The organism is Streptomyces sp. NPDC024555, assembly GCF_055559335.1.
This window is the reverse complement of record NZ_JBVHKV010000004.1, coordinates 401,507-419,731: the sequence shown is the minus strand read 5'-3', so window position 1 is coordinate 419,731 and position 18,225 is coordinate 401,507. Positions and strand designations below refer to the sequence as shown.

The following is an 18,225-nucleotide window of genomic DNA, read 5'->3' as shown; positions in this document are numbered from 1 at the left end:
GCGGAGAACGGAGGCGACCCGCGACAGGGCCCACACACGTTTTAGGCCCTTACTCTTGAGCGCATGACCGTCCTGGAACCCCGTGACGCCGACGTCGCGCCGCAGCTCGAAGACTCCGCAGCACCTCCCGGGGCGGCCGAAGGGGTTCTCGGGCGGACCTACCGGGCGCTCAGCGTCGGCATCGTCTCGGTGGTCTTCCTGATCGCCTTCGAGGCGACCGCCGTGGGGACCGCGATGCCGGTCGCCGCCCGGGAGCTGGACGGCATCCCGCTGTACGCGTTCGCCTTCTCCGCGTACTTCACCACCAGCCTGTTCGCCATGGTGCTCTCCGGCCAGTGGGCCGACCGGCGCGGACCGCTCGCCCCGCTGGCCACCGGCATCAGCGCCTTCGGCGCGGGGCTCCTGCTGTCCGGGACGGCGGGGAGCATGTGGCTCTTCATCGCCGGGCGTGCGGTCCAGGGGCTGGGCGGCGGGCTGGTGATCGTCGCGCTGTACGTGGTGATCAGCCGGGCCTATCCGGAGCACCTGCGCCCGTCGATCATGGCCGCCTTCGCCGCGAGCTGGGTGATCCCGTCGGTCGTGGGGCCGCTGGCCTCCGGAAGCGTGACCGAGCACCTGGGCTGGCGCTGGGTCTTCGTCGGCATCCCCGTGCTGGTCGTCTTCCCGCTGGCGCTCGCGCTGCCCGCGATCCGGCGCAGGGCCTCGGGGCCGGCGGACCCGGAGGCGCCGGTGGAACCGTACGACCGCCGGCGCATCGTGCTCGCGCTGGGCATCTCGCTGGGCGCCGGACTGCTCCAGTACGCCGGGCAGGAGCGGAACTGGCTCTCCCTGCTGCCGGCCGCCGCCGGAATCGCCCTGCTCGTCCCCGCGATCCGCGGCCTGCTGCCCCCGGGCACCGGACGCGCGGCCCGCGGACTGCCCGCCGTCGTGCTGCTGCGCGGGGTGGCGGCCGGTTCGTTCATCGCCGCCGAATCGTTCGTCCCGCTGATGCTCGTCACCGAGCGCGGCCTCTCCCCGACCCTGGCCGGCCTCTCCCTCGCCGCGGGCGGCGGCACCTGGGCCCTGGGTTCGTACGTCCAGTCCCGCCCCCGCCTCGAACCGCACCGCGAACGGCTGATGGTCGGCGGCATGGTCCTCGTCGCCGCGGCGATAGCCGCCGCCCCGGCGGTGCTCATCCACGCGGTCCCCGTCTGGACCGTCGCCGTCGCCTGGGCCTTCGGCTGCTTCGGCATGGGCATGGTGATCGCCTCCACCAGCGTCCTCCTCCTCAAGCTCTCCGCCCCCGAGGAGGCCGGCGCCAACTCCGCCGCCCTCCAGATCTCCGACGGCCTCGCCAACGTCCTCCTCCTCGCGGCCGGCGGTGCCGCCTTCGCGGCCCTCGGCGGGGGAGCGGTCGGCGCCGTCCACGACGCGGTGGAATCGACCGCCTCGGGCTCGCACCCGGGCGCGTTCGCGGTGGTCTTCCTCCCGATGGCCGTGGTGGCGCTGGCGGGGGCGTGGGTGGCGGGGCGGGTGCGGGCGATCTAGCTGGTACTAGTCTGGCCCCACCCGGTGGTACCGTTCTGGTATGGCCATGAACCTGCGTCTGCGCGACGACCAGACCGAAGCCCTCAAGCAGCGTGCCGAGCAGGAGGGCACAAGCATGCACGCCATACTGCTCCAGGCCGTGGACGACTACCTGGCCCGGACCGCTCAGCAGGCCATCGTTCGCAAGACCGCCAAGGAGCAGGCCGCCAAGTGGAGCGAGCTCATGGAGCGGCTCAAGTGAGCTGTGTCTATCTGAGCGCGGAGGACATCCTCGTCATCGCTGATCACGCCTGCCCGGACATGCAGATCGTCGTCCGCGACGCCGGGCTCCTGGAATCCGCCGCGCACCGGCCGTCGGCCGCCATGTTCGGCGAGGAGGCGTATCCCGACGTCGTCGACAAGGCGGCCGCGCTGCTTCAGTCGCTGGCGATCAACCATCCGCTCTTCGACGGGAACAAGCGCACCGCCTGGCTGTCGTGCGTGACGTTTCTGGCGATGAACGGGGTCGACCTCCGCCCTGATATCGACGCGGCGGAACGCCTGGTCATCGCGGTTGCCACGGGTGAGACGGACGAGGTGAAGGCCATCTCCCAGGGGCTGCGGGAGCTGGTCGTCGGCCCGGTGTGAGAGCCGTCGCACTTCCGTGCGGGGCGGTGCGGTCCGCGGTGGATCGGGGGCCGCCCCCCGGTAGGGTGGCCCGGTTGTCGTATCGCGTACGGGCCCTCCGGTCCGCGCGGACAGCGCCCCACGTACCCGAGAGACCCGAACCGGAGACCGTGACTACTACCGCCTCCCACCACCTCTCACCCGCCTTCCCCGGCCGCGCCCCCTGGGGCACGGCCGGCAAGCTGCGAGCCTGGCAGCAGGGCGCCATGGAGAAGTACATCCAGGAGCAGCCGCGCGACTTCCTCGCGGTCGCCACCCCCGGCGCGGGGAAGACCACCTTCGCGCTGACCCTCGCGTCGTGGCTGCTGCACCACCACGTCGTGCAGCAGGTCACCGTCGTCGCCCCGACCGAGCACCTGAAGAAGCAGTGGGCGGAGGCGGCGGCCCGCATAGGGATCAAGCTGGACCCCGAGTACAGCGCGGGCCCGCTGAGCAAGGAGTACCACGGCGTCGCCGTGACGTACGCGGGCGTCGGGGTCCGCCCCATGCTGCACCGCAACCGCTGCGAGCAGCGCAAGACGCTGGTGATCCTCGACGAGATCCACCACGCCGGCGACTCCAAGTCCTGGGGCGAGGCCTGCCAGGAGGCGTTCGACCCGGCGACCCGGCGGCTCGCGCTCACCGGCACGCCGTTCCGTTCGGACACCAACCCGATCCCGTTCGTCGTCTACGAGGAGGGCAACGACGGCATCCGCCGCTCCTCGGCCGACTACACCTACGGCTACGGGAACGCGCTCGCCGACGGCGTCGTCCGCCCGGTCATATTCCTCAGCTACAGCGGCAACATGCGCTGGCGCACCAAGGCCGGCGACGAGATCGCCGCCCGCCTCGGCGAGCCGATGACCAAGGACGCCATCGGCCAGGCCTGGCGCACCGCGCTGGCCCCCACCGGCGAGTGGATCCCCAATGTCCTCGCCGCCGCCGACAAGCGGCTCACCGAGGTCCGCAAGGGCATCCCCGACGCCGGCGGCCTCGTCATCGCGACCGACCAGGAGTCGGCGCGCGAGTACGCCAAGATCCTGAAGCGGGTCACCGGCGAGAAGGCCACCGTCGTCCTCTCCGACGAGAAGGCCGCCTCCAAGAAGATCGACAGGTTCAGCGAGGACGACTCCCGCTGGATGGTCGCGGTCCGCATGGTGTCGGAGGGCGTCGACGTGCCCCGCCTGGCCGTCGGCGTGTACGCCACCACCATCTCGACGCCCCTCTTCTTCGCCCAGGCCGTCGGCCGCTTCGTGCGCTCCCGCAGGCGCGGCGAGACCGCGTCCGTCTTCGTCCCCACCATCCCGATGCTGCTCGACTTCGCCAACGAGATGGAGGTCGAGCGCGACCACGTCCTCGACAAGCCCAAGAAGGGCAGCGACGAGGAGAATCCGTTCTCCGAGGAGGACAAGCTCCTCGCCGACGCGGAGCGGCTGGAGGACGAGGAGACCGAGGAGCAGCTGCCCTTCGAGGCGCTGGAGTCCGACGCCGTCTTCGACCGGGTGCTGTACGACGGTGCCGAGTTCGGCATGCAGGCCCACCCGGGCAGCGAGGAGGAGCAGGACTACCTCGGCATCCCCGGCCTCCTCGAACCCGACCAGGTGCAGCTGCTGCTCCAGAAGCGGCAGACCCGGCAGATCGCGCACAGCCGGCAGAAGCCCGCGGCCGAGGCCGACCTCCTGGAGAAGCCCGCCCACGAGCGGCCGGTCGTCACCCACAAACAACTGCTGGAGCTGCGCAAACAGCTCAACACGATGGTGTCCGCCTACACCCACCAGAGCGGCAAGCCGCACGGCGTCATCCACACCGAACTGCGCCGGGTATGCGGCGGACCGCCCAGCGCGGAGGCCACCGCCGGCCAGATCGAGCAGCGGATCAAGAAGGTCCAGGAGTGGGCCACCCGCATGCGGTGAGCGTGCGGGCGCGCACGCACCGGCCCGGTACGGGGACACGAGTCCGCGTACCGGGCCGGTTTCATGCCGGGGGTGCTACCAGGTGAACGACGACGACTGGACCGACGTCGCCACGCAGTACACGGTCGCGACCGTCGGGGACGAGGTCACGATCTTGAGCGTGTAGTTCGTGGCGCTCGCCGGGGGCGTCAGCACCGTGAGATTGGTGGTGTCGCCGGCCGCCAGGGTGCCGGAGCTGAGCTTCAGCGGCCCGAGGGTGATCGGGTTGGGGTAGGTCATCCCCGGGTTCGCCTTGGCGGAGAACTCGACGACGCCGCCCCCGGACTTGGCGACCCTGAGCGTCGCCGTGATGCTGTTCGGGTCGGCACTCGACCCGGACGGCATCGTGATCGCCGACGACGTCAGCTTGATGGACTTGGTCGTGCCGTTGTCGGCCGCGGTCAGCGTGGCCAGGCCACTGCCCCAGGAACCGCAGTCGAAGCTGGCCGTCGCCGTGGTCGGGGTCACCGCGAACGCCGTCGGTGAGGACAGCGAGAGCAGCGCGCCGACCGAACACGCCGCGCCCAGTGCCAGCGGCAGGTGTCTTCGGGCGGACCTACGGGTGGTGCCACGGATCGAAGAGATCGACATGACGGGTGGAACTCCTTCCGGTGTGAATTCCGCGTTGTCTTGGTCCGCCGCAGTCGGTGCATTCGGCGGACGTGCGGATCTGCCTGCCGGGCCCGGCATGTCGGGTGCAGTGAAACGGTGATCTTCGAAGAAGTCAACAGACATGAGGAAAACGCCTGGAGAAATGCTTTTCGGGCATTTCAGAAAGGATCAATCGGCCTTCTCTTGACTTCTCTGCACGTGCCCTCCTCAATGTGCGCAATCAATGGTCCATGAAAGGGTGTCAGGTGATCCGACGACGAAGACCCGGTGTGACCGGCCTGCTCGCGGCCTGCTTCGTACTGTCCCTGGGCTGCGCGGGCGCCGCGGCCTCACCGGTCTCGCCCGGCAGCGGCTCGGCCGCCGCCGGAACGGTGACGCCGACCGTCCACTGCACCCTGCCCGCGGGCCAGGGCGAGGCGACGGGACCGCAGGACATGACCGTGGAGCTGTCGCCGGCCGTCGTCGAACCGGGCGGCAAGGTGCACGCCAAGGTGACGCTCGGCCCGTCCCCGGCCACCAGCGGGCTGCCCCTGGAGGACGTGCCGACCATCCCCAGCCTGGACCTGGCGATGTCCGGCGGGGCCACCGGGACCGTCACCGTACGGGGGCCGGAGATCGCCCTGGACATCCCGTCCGGGGTGCCCATCGAGATCCCGCCGTACGAGGGCGACTTCCTGGTGCCCGCGGACGCCTCGGGCGACGTCTCGTTCGCACCCATCCGCACGCTCACGCAGACCAAGGTGCTCGGCTCGGTCTTCGAGACGCCCTGCGACGTGGTGTCCGGCGGCGACTCGTTCGGCAGCGTCACGGTGGAGGGCTCGGCGGCCGAACCCGCCACCCTGACCGCCCCGGCCGCCCCGGTGCGCCCGAGCACCGCGGTGAAGCTGGGCGGCTCCGGGTGGACCCCGGACGCCACCGCCGTGCCCTCGCTCTGCGCGGTCGGCGGGGGCGGCTGCGATCCGCTGAAGTTCACCGCGAACAGCCTGCGGATCGACTCCTACGGCACGCTCACCGGCACCGCGACGCTCGGCCCGTCCGGGGCCGTGCCGAACGGCTCCTACGAGGTGAAGGTCAACGACGGCACCAAGGAGGCCACCGCCCCCCTCACCGTCGAGGCCGTCGCGGCCGGCGACCGGGAGATGGCCCTGTCCCCGGACCGCGGACCGGTCGGCAGCGTGATCACCGTCAGCGGCCGGGGCTACAACCCGGACCGCTGGATCAACATCATCGGGCTCGACGCCTCGGGCACCGCGCTCGACGACAGCGCGGTCTACGTCAAGAGCGGCTCGGACGGCACCTGGTCCACGGAGTTCACCGTGATCTCCGACGCGGTCGCCGCCGTCCAGTCCGACGAGGGCAACGACCCCGCGACCGTCCGCACCGTCCCCTTCACCGTCACCACCGAGGGTGGCGGCGGGGACGGGGCCACCGCCGAACAGCGGCTGACCACCCAGGTCAGGGCCGGGACGCTGAGCATGAAGCAGGCGGGTGACACCGTCGACTTTGGCACCACCATCCTCGGCGACGGCACCGGCGACCAGCACGCCCGGCTCAACCGGATCGAGGTCGAGGACGCCCGCGGCGTCAACAGCGGCTGGTCCCTGACCGCCACCCTCACCGGGTTCACCGGCCCCGACGGGAGCACCATCCCGGCCGGAGCGGTGCGCTGGACCCCGGCCTGCACCGCGCAGGCCGGCAGCGTGGGCACCCCGGTGGCCGGAGCACCCACCGCCCTCGGGAGCGAGGCGGCGAGCCTCTGCCGGATGAACCCGGACGGATCGCGTCCGTTCACCGGCGGAACGTTCGACGCCGACGCCGATCTCGCCCTCACCGTTCCCGAATTCACCCGGCCCGGAGATTACAGCGCCACCCTCACCCTGACCCTGCTGTAAAGGGGATCGGGGGATATCCCGAAGGCGCCCGCCTGTTCCGTACGGCAATGGAGCAGGCGGGCGTCCCCCATTTCGCAGGCGGAACACTCGCATTCCGTTTTCCTGGGAGGAGTCATATGTTCGCGCACCGCAGATCCGCCGGAGGACGGGCCCGCCCGGCCTGGCGGCGGGCCGTCGCCCTGGGCGCCGGAGCCGTTCTCGTCTGGAGCGGGGGCGCCGTCGCCCTCGCCCCGCTCGCCCACGCGGGCACCATCACCCCGACCGTCCACTGCACCCTGCCCGCGGGCCAGGGCCAGGCGGACGGGCCGCAGCAGTTCGGCGTGGAACTGACCCCCGACGTCGTCGACCCCGGCGGCAAGGTCCACGCCAAGGTCACCCTCGGCCCCTCGCCCGCCACCAGCGGGCTCAGCCTCAGCGACGTGCCCACCACACCCAGCCTCGACCTCGCCATGTCCGGCGGCGCCACCGGCACGGTCACCGTCACCGGCCCCGAGGTCTCGCTCGACATCCCCTCCGGGAAGCCCATCGAGATCCCGCCGTACGAGGGCGACTTCCTGATCCCCGCCAACGCCAGCGGCCCCATCACCTTCACCCCGCTGCGCAACCTCACCCGCACCAAGGTGCTGGGCTCCACCTACGAGACGGCCTGCGTCGTCACCGCGAACGGCGGTTCCATCGGCACCGTGACCGCGGAGGGCAGCGCCGGGCAGCCGCCGACGCTGATCGCCCCGACCGCCCCGGTCCGCCCGTCCACCGCGGTCACCCTGTCCGGCAGCCGCTGGACGCCCGGCGGCACGCCCGTGGCCCAGCTCTGCGCGGCCGACGGCGGCGGCTGCGACGCCGCGAAGTTCGGCGCCTCCACCCTCGCCGTCAACGCGTCGGGCCAGTTGACCGGCAGCGCCACCCTCGCGGCGGCGGGCGCGGTGCCGAACGGCTCGTATCTGGTGAAGGTCGGCGACGGTACGAAGGAGGCCACCGCGCCCCTGACCGTCCAGGCCTTCGTGCCCGACGGGCCGCGCGCCATCGCCCTGTCCCGGGGCAGCGGACCGGTCGGCAGCGTGATCACCGTCAGCGGCAGCAACTACTACCAGGACCGCTGGATCAACACCGTCGCGCTCGACGCGGGCGGGGCCACCCTGGACGACACCGCCGTCTATGTGAAGAGCCGCCCCGACGGCACCTTCTCCGCCGAGTTCACCGTCTCCGACCCGGCGATCGCCGCGATCCAGGTCGACGAGGCCAACGACCCGGCGACCGTGCTGACCACGCCGTTCACCGTCACCGAGGCCGAGGCCACGCTCTCCGCCGGCACCGCCAAGGTGAAACCCGGCGGGACCATCGGCGTCTCCGGCGACGGCTGGCCCTCCGGCACCGCCCCCGCGGCCGCCCTCTGCGCGGCCGACGGCACCGGCTGCAACGCCGCCGGGATCAGCGGCTCCACCCTGCGGATCAACGCCGACGGCACCCTCTCCGGCACCGTCACCCCGGCCGGGTCCACCGCCCGGGGCGTCTACGCCCTGCGGGTCACCGCCGGCGTCTCCCAGGCCCTGACCCAGCTCACCGTCGCCCCCACCTTCGTCGTCCTCACCCCGGACTCCGGACCCAGGGGCACCGCGGTCACCGTCCTCGGCCAGGGCTTCGCCAAGGTGGCGACCGTGTCCATCGTCGGGCTGCGCGCCGACGGCTCGCAGACCTCCGACTCCGTACGCACCAAGGTCGTCGGCCTCGACGGGGCGTTCTCGCAGACCTTCACCGTCAACGCGGCCGACACCGTCGCCCTGCGGGTCCGTGAGGTCCTCGTCAACCCCCGTACCGAGACGGCCGCGTTCACCGTCCAGGACGGCTCCGTCCCGGCCGGTGCCTCCTTCGCCCTCTCACCGCCCGAAGGGCCGCCCGGCACCGTGGTCCAGGTGACCGGCCGGGGCTTCGCCCCCGTCGCCACCGTCTCCGTCACCGGGCGCACCGCCGACGGCAAGCAGACCTCCGACTCCTATGTCACCCGGGTCATCGGACTCGACGGCACCTTCGCCCTCAACTTCACCGTCCGCGACCCGGCGACGAAGGCGATCAGGGCCTGCGAGGTCCTCGTCAACGGAAAAACGGTCCAAAAAATGTTCACGGTGAGTTAACGCCGGTTCACGTCTGATACACAGAGCGTCGCGAGGGCGTCGGCCGACATGGACGCGCGTAGATGCGTCCGATTCGGTCGGCGCCCCGCTGACCGGCACTTATGCTCGTTCCCCACAAGCCGATTTCTCCGGACGCCCGGATTCTGGACGAGGTCTTCCGCTGAGCGGACTGGCTCGCTACTGTCCCAAAAAAGTGAACGCGCCGTGGCAGTGCCGCCGCGGAGCGCAGCCGGTGCCTTGGCCAGGCCGGCGGCCTCTCGATGCGTTGCCGCTGGGACCGGTGACGCAGCACATCATGGGAACCAGCCGCCGCCGCTCACCGAAGAGGAGAGGGCGTCGTGACCGCGGAGACCTCCCAGACGCTCGACCGGGGACTGCGTGTCCTCAAACTGCTCGCCGACACCGACCACGGTCTGACGGTCACCGAGTTGTCCAACAAACTCGGCGTCAACCGCACGGTGGTCTACCGTCTGCTCGCCACCCTGGAGCAGCACACCCTGATCCGCCGCGACCTCGGCGGCCGGGCCCGCGTGGGGCTCGGCGTGCTGCGCCTGGGCCGCCAGGTCCACCCGCTCGTCCGGGAGGCGGCGCTTCCCGCGCTGCGCTCGCTGGCCGAGGACATCGGGGCCACCGCCCATCTCACCCTGGTCGACGGCGCCGACGCGCTCGCGGTCGCGGTCGTCGAACCGACCTGGACGGACTACCACGTCGCCTACCGGGCCGGCTTCCGCCATCCGCTCGACCGGGGCGCCGCCGGCCGCGCGATCCTGGCCGCCCGGCAGAAGCCCGTCGGCGAGACCGCCTTCACCCTCACCCACGGGGAGCTGGAGGCCGGGGCCAGTGGCGCGGCCGCCGCGCTCATGGGGGTCACCGGGGTCGAGGGCAGCGTCGGTGTGGTGATGCTCGCCGACGCGGTTCCGGAGCGGGTGGGACCCCGCGTGATCGACGCGGCCCGCGAGGTGGCGGACGCCCTGCGCTGAGGGTTCCGTCCTCAATCTCCCCCATAGCCTCAAGGGCATGGGGGGACCCCCTCGACGGGCTTGTGTGTGCGGGTTCCCCGCAGGGCGCCTGATGTTCGGTGGGTGGGGGTCCGGGGTCCCTCCGGGGAGACTCCTCGAACGACGAACGTGCGGGCCCGACGCATACGTACCCGGGTCTGTGTTCGTCGTTCTGCGGGGACTCCCCTGCACGCCCCCGGACCCGGCCGTCGTGCGTCTGCGACAGCGTGATTCACCGGCGGAAAGACGCCGAACCGGCCGGGTGGGGGCGTGCAGGGGTGTCCCCGCAGGAAATGGCGTACGACCCGGCCCACCCCTCGTACCGGGGTGAACACGCCATTTCTGAGGAGTCACCCCGGAGGGACCCCGCCCCCACCCACCGGACACACGGCGCACCCACCCCAGGCGCCCCAGGGCGCCCCCGCACGCGGGCCGGTTAGATTGGGCGGGTGTCCACATCTCGTTCGCGCCCCCGCACCCTCGCCCTGTGCGCCCTGCCGGTCCTCGCCCTGTTCGGCGTGGCCGCCTTCGCGCCGCTGCCGTTCACGCTGGCGCAGCCGGGTACCACGGCGAACGTGCTGGGGGAGGACCACGGCACCCCGGTGATCAGCATCGAGGGCACGCCCACCCGGACCACCACGGGCCAGCTGCGGATGACCACGATCGTGGCGACCGGGCCGGACGCGAAGGTCGGCTTCGGGGATGTGCTGGACAGCTGGTTCCGTACGGACCGGGCGGTCATGCCGCACGACTCGGTGTACCCGAGCGGCGGCTCGGAGAAGGAGATCGAGCAGCACAACCTGGACGACATGGCGAAGTCGCAGGACGCGGCCGTGGACGCGGCGCTGAACTACCTGGGGCGCAAGCCCGGTTCGGTGGACGTCACCCTGCATCTGGCGGATGTGGGCGGTCCGAGCGCGGGGCTGTTCTTCGCGCTCGGCATCATCGACAAGCTCGACGGCGACGGTTCCGGCGGGGACCTCACGGGGGGCCGGACCATCGCCGGGACGGGCACCATTCAGGCGGACGGGGACGTCGGCGCGGTGGGTGGGGTGTCGCTCAAGACGCAGGCGGCCCGGCGGGACGGGGCGACCGTCTTCCTCGTACCGAAGGCCGAGTGCTCGGAGGCGAAGGCCGAGCTGCCCGAGGGGCTGCGGCTGATCCCGGTCACGACGCTGAAGGACGCGGTGTCCTCGCTGCGGGCCCTGGAGCACGGGGGGAAGGTCCCGGGCTGCTGAGGCCGGGGCCGCCGGCTCCCGGCCGGGACCGGACCGGGCGGCGGGGGTCAGACCAGGCGCGGCGCGCGGGTCCGGACGACCGGGGTGCGGGGGATCATGCGGAGGCCCAGCTCGACCAGGCCCCAGCCCAGCCGGGTGCGCAGGTCCTGACGGGGGGCGGCCAGCAGGCCGAGGCGGAACTCGTCGGCGTGGGAGCGCAGTTCGGCGGCGCGGATGCGGTGCAGCTGGAGGTGGTTCTCGGCGTTCATGTCGGGTGTTCCTCTCAGTGGCGGGGCGCGGAAGGTCAGCTGGTGGAGCGCGGGAACATGTGGAGATGAGTGCGGACGACGGCGGACCCCTCGGTGTCCTCGGACACGCGGCCCCGGTAGCTGTTGATCAACGCGTGGATCTCGTCCGCGAGTTGGCGGGAGAGCTCGGGGGTGAGGCGGACCTTGAAGTCGCTGAGGTCCGAGGCCTCGAACCATGCGCGGGACCAGTCCTGCGTGGTGCCGATCCAGTGGCCCACCTCCTGGGCGTGGACCGAGGCGACCCACTGGAGGACGTTGCCCATGGCGCCGCGCACCTCGGGGTCCGGGTCGTACAGGAACTCCGGGCCGAAGGTGGCGCCCACGTGCACCGCGCGCCACCACCGTTCGCGGCCCTTGCCGAGGGTGGGGTCGTCCTCGACGAATCCGTACGCGGCGAGTTGGCGCAGGTGGTAGCTGGTGGCGCCGCTGGACTCGCCGAGCCGTTCCGCGAGGCCGGACGCGGTGGCGGGGCCGGACTCGCGGAGGCTGTTGAGGAGGCTCAGGCGGAGCGGGTGGGCCAGGGCGCGCAGTCCGCGGGCGTCGATGTCGAGCAGTTGCGGGGGCTTCGCGACCGGGTCGCCGTCCTGGGGGTCCGTCGTTGGCATGCCCCAACCATAGAGTTGCAAAGGAACCTTTGCAACAGTCTTTTGCAAAAGAGTTTTGCAACCCGTCGGTGCGGTGCCGGGCGGACCCGGCCGCCCCCGGTTCAGCCGTTCTTGATGAACCCCTGCTCGATCAGCCAGTCCTTGGCCACCTCGTGCGGATCCTCCCCGTCGACGTCCACCTTGGCGTTCAGCGCCTGGCCGACCTCGGTGGTCAGCCTCTTGCTCAGCGGGTCCAGGAGACCGGCGATCTCCGGGTACTTGTCGAAGGTCGCGGTGTGGATGACGGGCGCCGCGTTGTAGTTGGGGAAGAAGTGCTTGTCGTCCTCCAGCACCTCCAGGTTCATCGCCTTGATGCGCCCGTCCGTGGTGTACACCTCGCCCAGGAGGCAGGAGTTCGACTTGGAGACCTGGGTGTAGATGATCCCGGCGTCCATCTTCTTGATGTTGGCCGCCGGGAGGGACATCCCGTACGCCTTCTCCATCCCGGGCAGTCCGTCGTCGCGCGAGGCGAACTCGTTCTCGACGCAGACCGTCACCGCCGAGGGCTTCTCCTCGGCGAGCGCGGCCACGTCGGAGAGCGTCTTCAGGTGGTACTTCGCGTTGTTCTTCCGGCTGATGGCGAGGGCGTAGGTGTTGTTCAGCGTCGACTGGGGGAGCCAGGTCACCCCGTTCTTCCGGTCCTCGTCGCGGACCGCCCGCCACTGGGCCTGCGGGTCGGTGATCGGCTTCGTATGGCCCAGATAGGTGATCCAGCCGGTGCCCGTGTACTCGTACATCGCGTCGGCGTCGCCCTTGACGATGGCCTCGCGGGCGCTGATGGAACCGGGCAGGTTCGTCCGGTCCAGGACCTCGGCGCCGGCGGCCTTGAAGATCAGGCCGATCATCTGGCCGAGGATGATGTTCTCGCTGAAGTTCTTCGAGGTGACCGTCAGCGAGGCGCCCTTCAGGGGCTCGCCCTGTCCGACCGAGCCGGGCCGCACGTCGTCCACCATCGGCGAACCGCTCTTCAGCCCGCACCCGGCCAGCACCAGCGCCAGCGCGGCCCCGGCCGCCAGGCCCGTACGCCACCGCCTCATCGCTCCACCTCCAGGCCGCGCGGCGTCAGCGCCACCTCGGCCAGCGAGGCCAGCCAGTCCACGAGCAGGGCCAGCACCACGGTGAGGATCGAGCCCAGCACGAGGACCTGCATGCGCTGGGTCTGGATGCCGGTGGTGATCAGGTCGCCCAGCCCGCCGCCCCCGCCGAAGGTGGCCAGCGTCGCGGTGCCCACGTTCAGCACCAGCGCGGTCCGCACCCCGGCCAGGATCAGCGGGACGGCGAGCGGCAGTTCGACCTTGCGCAGCGTGCCCATCGCGGACATCCCGATCCCGCGCGAGGCCTCCACCAGCGTCGGTTCGATGGCCCGCAGACCGGCCACCGTGTTGGAGAGCACCGGCAGCACCGCGTAGATCACCATGCCGGTGATCGCCGTGGACGGGCCGATGCCCAGCCAGATCACCAGCAGCGCCAGCAGGCCGATGGCCGGGGTCGCCTGGCCGATGTTGGCGATCGCCGTGACGACCGGGGCGGCCTTGCTCAGCCCCCGCCGGGTCAGCGCGATGCCCAGCGGAATCGCGATGATCAGCACCCAGAACGTGGAGATCGCGGTGAGCCGGACGTGCTGCCACCACCGCACCTCCACCACGTCCCCGGCCAGCGAGTTCTCCGCGATCGAGTCCAGGTCGGCGTTGCTGATCCAGAGGTACGTGACCACCAGCACCACGGCCAGCGCCGCCGGGACGGTCACCAGCTTCTGCCAGGTGATCCGGCGGCGCGGCCCGGCCGGCGACGCGACGGGCTCCTCCTCCTCGTCGCGGAAGGCGTGGCCCTTGACGTCGTGCTCGCCCGGCGGCCGGTCGCGGTCGGCCGACGGGGGCGCGCCGCCCGTACGGCGGCCGGAGGAGTCGTTCATGCGCCCGCACCGCCCTCCAGCTCCTGGGCGGTCTGATGGGTGCGCAGCTCCTCCAGCTCGTGCTGGTGCTCGATGGCGGTGAGCCGGTCGGCCTCCAGCAGTTCGTGCACCGAGTTCATCAGGGTGTGCATGTCGACGACGCCGATGAACTCGCCGCGCCGCCCGGTCACCGCGACCCGCCCGCCGCTGTCGGTCAGCACCGCCTCCAGCGCGTCGTGCAGCGTCGCGTCCCGGGTCACCGTGTCGTGCACCAGCTGCCCGGCCCGCGCCAGCGAGCCCCGGGCCCGCATCAGGTCGCCGCGCCGCAGCCACTTGTAGGGGCGGTTCCTGCGGTCCAGCATCAGCAGTTCGTTGTGCGGGCCGCTGCGCAGCTTGTTGAAGATCGACTGGAGCGGGTCGTCCACCGTCACCGTGGGGAAGTCGGCGACCTCCACATCACGTACGCGGGTGAGGTTGAGCCGCTTGAGCGCCGCACCGGCCCCGACGAAACCGGAGACGAAATCGTCGGTCGGGTTGGTGAGGATGGCCTCCGGGGTGTCGAACTGCGCGATGTGGGAGTGCTCGCGGAGCACGGCGATCCGGTCGCCCAGCTTGATCGCCTCGTCGAAGTCGTGGGTGACGAAGACGATTGTTTTGTGCAGTTCGTGCTGGAGCCGGATGAGCTCGTCCTGGAGGTGGTCGCGGGTGATCGGGTCGACCGCGCCGAAGGGCTCGTCCATCAGCAGCACCGGCGGATCGGCGGCCAGCGCCCGTGCCACGCCGACGCGCTGCTGCTGGCCTCCGGAGAGCGCGCGCGGATAGCGGCCGTGGAACTCGCGCGGGTCCAGGCCCACCAGGTCCAGCATCTCCTCGACCCGGTCCTTCACCTTCGCCTTGGACCAGCCGACCATTTTGGGGACGAGGCCGATGTTCTCCGCGACCGTCATGTGCGGGAAGAGGCCGGAGGACTGGATCGCGTAACCGATCTTGCGGCGCAGCTTCACCGGGTCGATGTCGGTGACGTCCTCGTCGCCGATCCTGATCCGGCCGGAGGTCGGCTCGATCAGCCGGTTGATCATCTTCAGCGTGGTCGACTTCCCGCAGCCGGACGGGCCCACGAAGATGACGGTCTCCCCGGCCCTGATGTCCATCGAGACGTTGTCGACGGCCGGGCTCGGATTGCCCGGGTACTGCTTGGTCAGGTCCTCCAGTTGGATGGTGGCGCCGGAGGCGGTGTGGTCGGCCGGCTCCTCGGTGGCCGGTGCCGCGGTCTCAGACACGGATCCCCCTCGGGATGGTGAGCCGTCCCAGCAGGACGTAGGCGGCGTCGAAGAGCAGGGCCAGGATGACGATGCCGACCGTGCCCGCGAGGACCTGGTTGATGGCGTTGGCGCTGCCGAGCGAGGCGATCCCGCGGAAGATCTCGTTGCCCAGACCGGGCCCGGAGGCGTACGCGGCGATGGCGGCGATGCCCATCAGCATCTGGGTGGAGACCCGGATGCCGGTGAGGATCGGCGGCCAGGCCAGCGGCAGTTCGACCCGGCACAGCCGCGCGGTCCGCGACATCCCGATGCCCTTGGCCGCGTCCACCAGCGCGGGATCGACCCCGCGCAGCCCCACGATGGAGTTGCGGACGATCGGCAGCAGCCCGTACAGGGTCAGGGTGATCACCGTCGGTGCCACCCCCAGCCCGACCAGCGGGATCAGCAGACCGATCGCGGCGAGCGACGGAATGGTCAGCACGGTCGCCGTCGAGGTGATCGCCACCGAGGAGCCCCAGCCGCTGCGGTAGCTCACCACCCCGATCAGCACCCCCAGCACGGTGGCGATGACCATGCACTGGAAGACGGCGCTCGCGTGCTGGAACGCGTCGGTGAGCAACTGCTGGTGCCGATTCCCCAGGTACTCCCAGAAGCTCACCCGTCACTCCTCGGCTCAGTCGGTGTCCTGCGCCGCCTGTTCCACGAGCGGGATGACGCGCAGGGGGACCGGGTTCTCCATGACGATGGCCGTGGAGGCCCGGACGATGCCATCAAATCCGACAACCCGGTCGATCACCCGCTGGAGATCGGCGTTGGAACGGGCCACCAGCCGGCAGAGCATGTCGCCGTGCCCGGTGGTGGTGTGCAGCTCCAGCACCTCCGGCACCCCCCTCAAATGCGCCCGTACGTCGGCGCCTTGGCCCTGTTTGATCTCCAGCGTCGCGAACGCGGTGACCGGATAGCCGAGCGCCGCCGGGTCCACGTCGGGGCCGAAACCCCGGATGACGCCATTCGACTGAAGGCGGTCCAGCCGCGCCTGTACGGTCCCGCGCGCCACGCCCAGCCTGCGCGACGCCTCCAGGACGCCGATCCTGGGTTCACGGGCCAGCAGCACGATGAGCCGGCCGTCCAGATGATCGATCGCCATGGGTCCCCTCCGAGGTGCACTGTGATGGTCATCATGTACAGATAGCCCGCTCATCATGGGCATGTGCTAGTCAAAGTGACCAGCGATTTCACGAAGTGTTGCGCACCTTGCGGAGCGGCGGGAACCTTCAGACATGACTGAGACGATGCACAACACCCCCGACACCGTCCGGCAGGCCGACCCCTTCCCGGTCAAGGGAATGGACGCCGTCGTCTTCGCCGTCGGCAACGCCAAGCAGGCCGCGCACTACTACTCGACGGCCTTCGGCATGAAGCTGGTCGCCTACTCCGGACCGGAGACCGGCAGCCGCGAGACCGCGAGCTACGTCCTCACCAGCGGCTCCGCCCGCTTCGTCCTCACCTCCGTCGTCAAGGCGTCCACCGACTGGGGCCACTTCCTGGAGGACCACGTCACGGCGCACGGCGACGGCGTCATCGACCTGGCCATCGAGGTCCCCGACGCGCGCGCCGCGTACGCCTACGCCGTCGAGCACGGCGCCACCGGCATCGAGGAGCCCTACGAGACGAAGGACGAGCACGGCACCGTCGTGCGCGCCGCCATCGCCACGTACGGCAAGACCCGCCACACCCTCGTCGAGCGCACCGGCTACGACGGCCCCTACCTCCCCGGCTACGTCGCCGCCGACCCGATCGTCGAGCCCCCGGCCAAGCGCTTCTTCCAGGCCATCGACCACTGCGTCGGCAACGTGGAACTCGGGAAGATGAACGAGTGGGTGGCGTTCTACAACAAGGTCATGGGCTTCACGAACATGAAGGAGTTCGTGGGCGACGACATCGCGACCGAGTACAGCGCCCTGATGTCGAAGGTCGTCGCGGACGGCACGCTCAAGGTCAAGTTCCCGATCAACGAGCCCGCGATCGCGAAGAAGAAGTCGCAGATCGACGAGTACCTGGAGTTCTACGGCGCCGCCGGCGTCCAGCACATGGCGCTCGCCACCAACGACATCGTCGCCTCGGTCAAGGCCATGCGCGCCGCCGGTGTGCAGTTCCTCGACACCCCGGACTCCTACTACGACACCCTCGGCGAGTGGGCCGGCGAGACCCGGGTGCCCATCGAGACCCTGCGCGAGCAGAAGATCCTCGTCGACCGCGACGAGGACGGCTATCTGCTGCAGATCTTCACCAAGCCGGTCCAGGACCGGCCGACCGTCTTCTTCGAGATGATCGAGCGCCACGGCTCCATGGGCTTCGGCAAGGGCAACTTCAAGGCCCTGTTCGAGGCCATCGAGCGCGAGCAGGAGAAGCGCGGCAACCTCTGATCCCCGGATCCACGGGGGAGCACGACGACGGGCGGGCCGGATCTCCGGCCCGCCCGTCGGGCGTGGGGCGGACCGTCAGCCGAACAGCCCGACATCGCCGTCGACGCCCTCGACGCAGCTGTCCTCGGCGGCCTGCAGGGTGATCACGCCGTTCAAGACGTCCTGGTACGACGCGATCAGCGTCCAGCCGCGCTGTTCGAGGACCACACGGGCCTCGGCGACGGATCCTCCGCGTGTGTCTTCCTCCCGTTGACGGGACTCCCGCCAGTCGCGTTCGTGGAGCCCGCTCACCACTCGGTCGAAGAGGGCGGGGTCGGCGGGCTCGGCCTTGGTCCCGTAGCCCTTGAAGGCGACGGTGCACGAGGCCAGTGAGCCGTCCGTCCGGTTCTCGGCCGAGCGGGCGTAGTCCGGGGCGTTGTTCAGGACCCCCGCCTCCGCGGCCGTGGTGTCGAGGTCTGCGCGTACGACCTTCTCCGGGAGAGGTCCGGTGCCTTGGGGCCGGGGCGCCACCGACTTCGGAGCGGAGGTTCCGGCGCCCGTGCCGCCCGTGCCGCAGCCCGTGGCTCCCACGGCGATGACCGCCAGTACCCATGCGATCCACGTCGTTCTGTTCACGTACCCCCCTCAGGACCCCGACGGGGCCGGCCGATTCCGGTCCGCCCGTCATGCGGCGTCGTGGCAGACCTTGACGTCGACCTCGCCGGAACGCTCCCGGGCGGGTT

Annotated in this window: 18 protein-coding genes; 9 read left to right on the top strand and 9 right to left on the bottom strand. The window is 70.9% G+C overall.

The genetic code is table 11. The features are described from left to right. The first annotated feature begins 63 nt into the window (after positions 1–63). The 4 genes from ACZ4FH_RS09535 to ACZ4FH_RS09520 all read left to right on the top strand — a co-directional run bounded on the left by ACZ4FH_RS09535 (position 64) and on the right by ACZ4FH_RS09520 (position 4,085). The gene (locus ACZ4FH_RS09535) at positions 64–1,527 is read left to right on the top strand and encodes an MFS transporter (RefSeq protein WP_467303506.1); all 1,464 of its coding nucleotides are present in this window, start codon (positions 64–66) and stop codon (positions 1,525–1,527) included. Positions 1,528–1,567: 40 nt separating this feature from the next. Next, on the top strand, positions 1,568–1,768 hold the full coding sequence (locus ACZ4FH_RS09530; protein WP_026290595.1) for a ribbon-helix-helix protein, CopG family: 201 nt from the start codon (positions 1,568–1,570) through the stop codon (positions 1,766–1,768). Continuing rightward, positions 1,765–2,154: a type II toxin-antitoxin system death-on-curing family toxin gene (locus ACZ4FH_RS09525; protein WP_467303505.1), complete on the top strand. Its 390-nt coding sequence runs from the start codon at positions 1,765–1,767 to the stop codon at positions 2,152–2,154. Before ACZ4FH_RS09530 ends, ACZ4FH_RS09525 begins: the two co-directional genes overlap by 4 nt. Positions 2,155–2,303: 149 nt before the next feature. Then, complete coding sequence (locus tag ACZ4FH_RS09520) at positions 2,304–4,085, top strand: DEAD/DEAH box helicase (protein ID WP_467303504.1); 1,782 nt, start codon at positions 2,304–2,306, stop codon at positions 4,083–4,085. Between the two features lie 75 nt (positions 4,086–4,160). Here the strand turns inward: ACZ4FH_RS09520 and ACZ4FH_RS09515 are convergent, their stop codons facing one another. After that, entirely contained in the window at positions 4,161–4,715 is a 555-nt protein-coding gene (locus ACZ4FH_RS09515) for a hypothetical protein (RefSeq protein ID WP_467303502.1), read from the bottom strand. A gap of 290 nt (positions 4,716–5,005) precedes the next feature. Here ACZ4FH_RS09515 and ACZ4FH_RS09510 point away from each other — a divergent pair, with 290 nt between their 5' ends. The 4 genes from ACZ4FH_RS09510 (at position 5,006) to ACZ4FH_RS09495 (ending at position 10,993) form a co-directional block, all read left to right on the top strand. Next, entirely contained in the window at positions 5,006–6,628 is a 1,623-nt protein-coding gene (locus ACZ4FH_RS09510) for a WxL domain-containing protein (RefSeq protein WP_467303501.1), read from the top strand. Positions 6,629–6,744: 116 nt separating this feature from the next. Continuing rightward, positions 6,745–8,757 (top strand): hypothetical protein, encoded by a 2,013-nt coding sequence (locus tag ACZ4FH_RS09505; RefSeq protein WP_467303500.1) that lies wholly within the window; start codon positions 6,745–6,747, stop codon positions 8,755–8,757. A gap of 338 nt (positions 8,758–9,095) precedes the next feature. After that, positions 9,096–9,737 (top strand): IclR family transcriptional regulator, encoded by a 642-nt coding sequence (locus ACZ4FH_RS09500; protein WP_383640860.1) that lies wholly within the window; start codon positions 9,096–9,098, stop codon positions 9,735–9,737. Positions 9,738–10,204: 467 nt separating this feature from the next. Then, positions 10,205–10,993: a YlbL family protein gene (locus ACZ4FH_RS09495; RefSeq protein ID WP_467303499.1), complete on the top strand. Its 789-nt coding sequence runs from the start codon at positions 10,205–10,207 to the stop codon at positions 10,991–10,993. 47 nt (positions 10,994–11,040) lie between these two features. On the opposite strand, the gene ACZ4FH_RS09490 is transcribed toward ACZ4FH_RS09495, so the two are convergent. From ACZ4FH_RS09490 to ACZ4FH_RS09460, 7 genes are all read right to left on the bottom strand, one after another. Next, positions 11,041–11,241: a hypothetical protein gene (locus tag ACZ4FH_RS09490; protein WP_467303497.1), complete on the bottom strand. Its 201-nt coding sequence runs from the start codon at positions 11,239–11,241 to the stop codon at positions 11,041–11,043. 35 nt (positions 11,242–11,276) lie between these two features. Continuing rightward, on the bottom strand, positions 11,277–11,885 hold the full coding sequence (locus ACZ4FH_RS09485) for a helix-turn-helix domain-containing protein (RefSeq protein ID WP_467303495.1): 609 nt from the start codon (positions 11,883–11,885) through the stop codon (positions 11,277–11,279). Between the two features lie 101 nt (positions 11,886–11,986). After that, positions 11,987–12,961, bottom strand: coding sequence for a glycine betaine ABC transporter substrate-binding protein (locus ACZ4FH_RS09480; RefSeq protein WP_467303493.1), 975 nt, complete (start codon positions 12,959–12,961; stop codon positions 11,987–11,989). After that, positions 12,958–13,836, bottom strand: coding sequence for an ABC transporter permease (locus ACZ4FH_RS09475; RefSeq protein WP_383640845.1), 879 nt, complete (start codon positions 13,834–13,836; stop codon positions 12,958–12,960). The genes ACZ4FH_RS09480 and ACZ4FH_RS09475 overlap by 4 nt, the downstream gene beginning before the upstream one ends. Beyond that, on the bottom strand, positions 13,833–15,095 hold the full coding sequence (locus tag ACZ4FH_RS09470; protein ID WP_467303492.1) for an ABC transporter ATP-binding protein: 1,263 nt from the start codon (positions 15,093–15,095) through the stop codon (positions 13,833–13,835). The genes ACZ4FH_RS09475 and ACZ4FH_RS09470 overlap by 4 nt, the downstream gene beginning before the upstream one ends. After that, on the bottom strand, positions 15,088–15,735 hold the full coding sequence (locus ACZ4FH_RS09465; RefSeq protein ID WP_383640839.1) for an ABC transporter permease: 648 nt from the start codon (positions 15,733–15,735) through the stop codon (positions 15,088–15,090). Before ACZ4FH_RS09465 ends, ACZ4FH_RS09470 begins: the two co-directional genes overlap by 8 nt. 15 nt (positions 15,736–15,750) lie before the next feature. Further along, positions 15,751–16,224, bottom strand: coding sequence for an Lrp/AsnC family transcriptional regulator (locus ACZ4FH_RS09460; protein WP_383640836.1), 474 nt, complete (start codon positions 16,222–16,224; stop codon positions 15,751–15,753). A 133-nt stretch (positions 16,225–16,357) separates the two neighbouring features. On the opposite strand from ACZ4FH_RS09460, the gene hppD reads away from it, so the two are divergent. Beyond that, positions 16,358–17,503 (top strand): 4-hydroxyphenylpyruvate dioxygenase, encoded by a 1,146-nt coding sequence (gene hppD / locus ACZ4FH_RS09455; RefSeq protein WP_383640833.1) that lies wholly within the window; start codon positions 16,358–16,360, stop codon positions 17,501–17,503. A 75-nt stretch (positions 17,504–17,578) separates the two neighbouring features. On the opposite strand, the gene ACZ4FH_RS09450 is transcribed toward hppD, so the two are convergent. Continuing rightward, the gene (locus ACZ4FH_RS09450) at positions 17,579–18,118 is read right to left on the bottom strand and encodes a hypothetical protein (RefSeq protein ID WP_467303489.1); all 540 of its coding nucleotides are present in this window, start codon (positions 18,116–18,118) and stop codon (positions 17,579–17,581) included. Between the last annotated feature and the right edge of the window lie 107 nt (positions 18,119–18,225).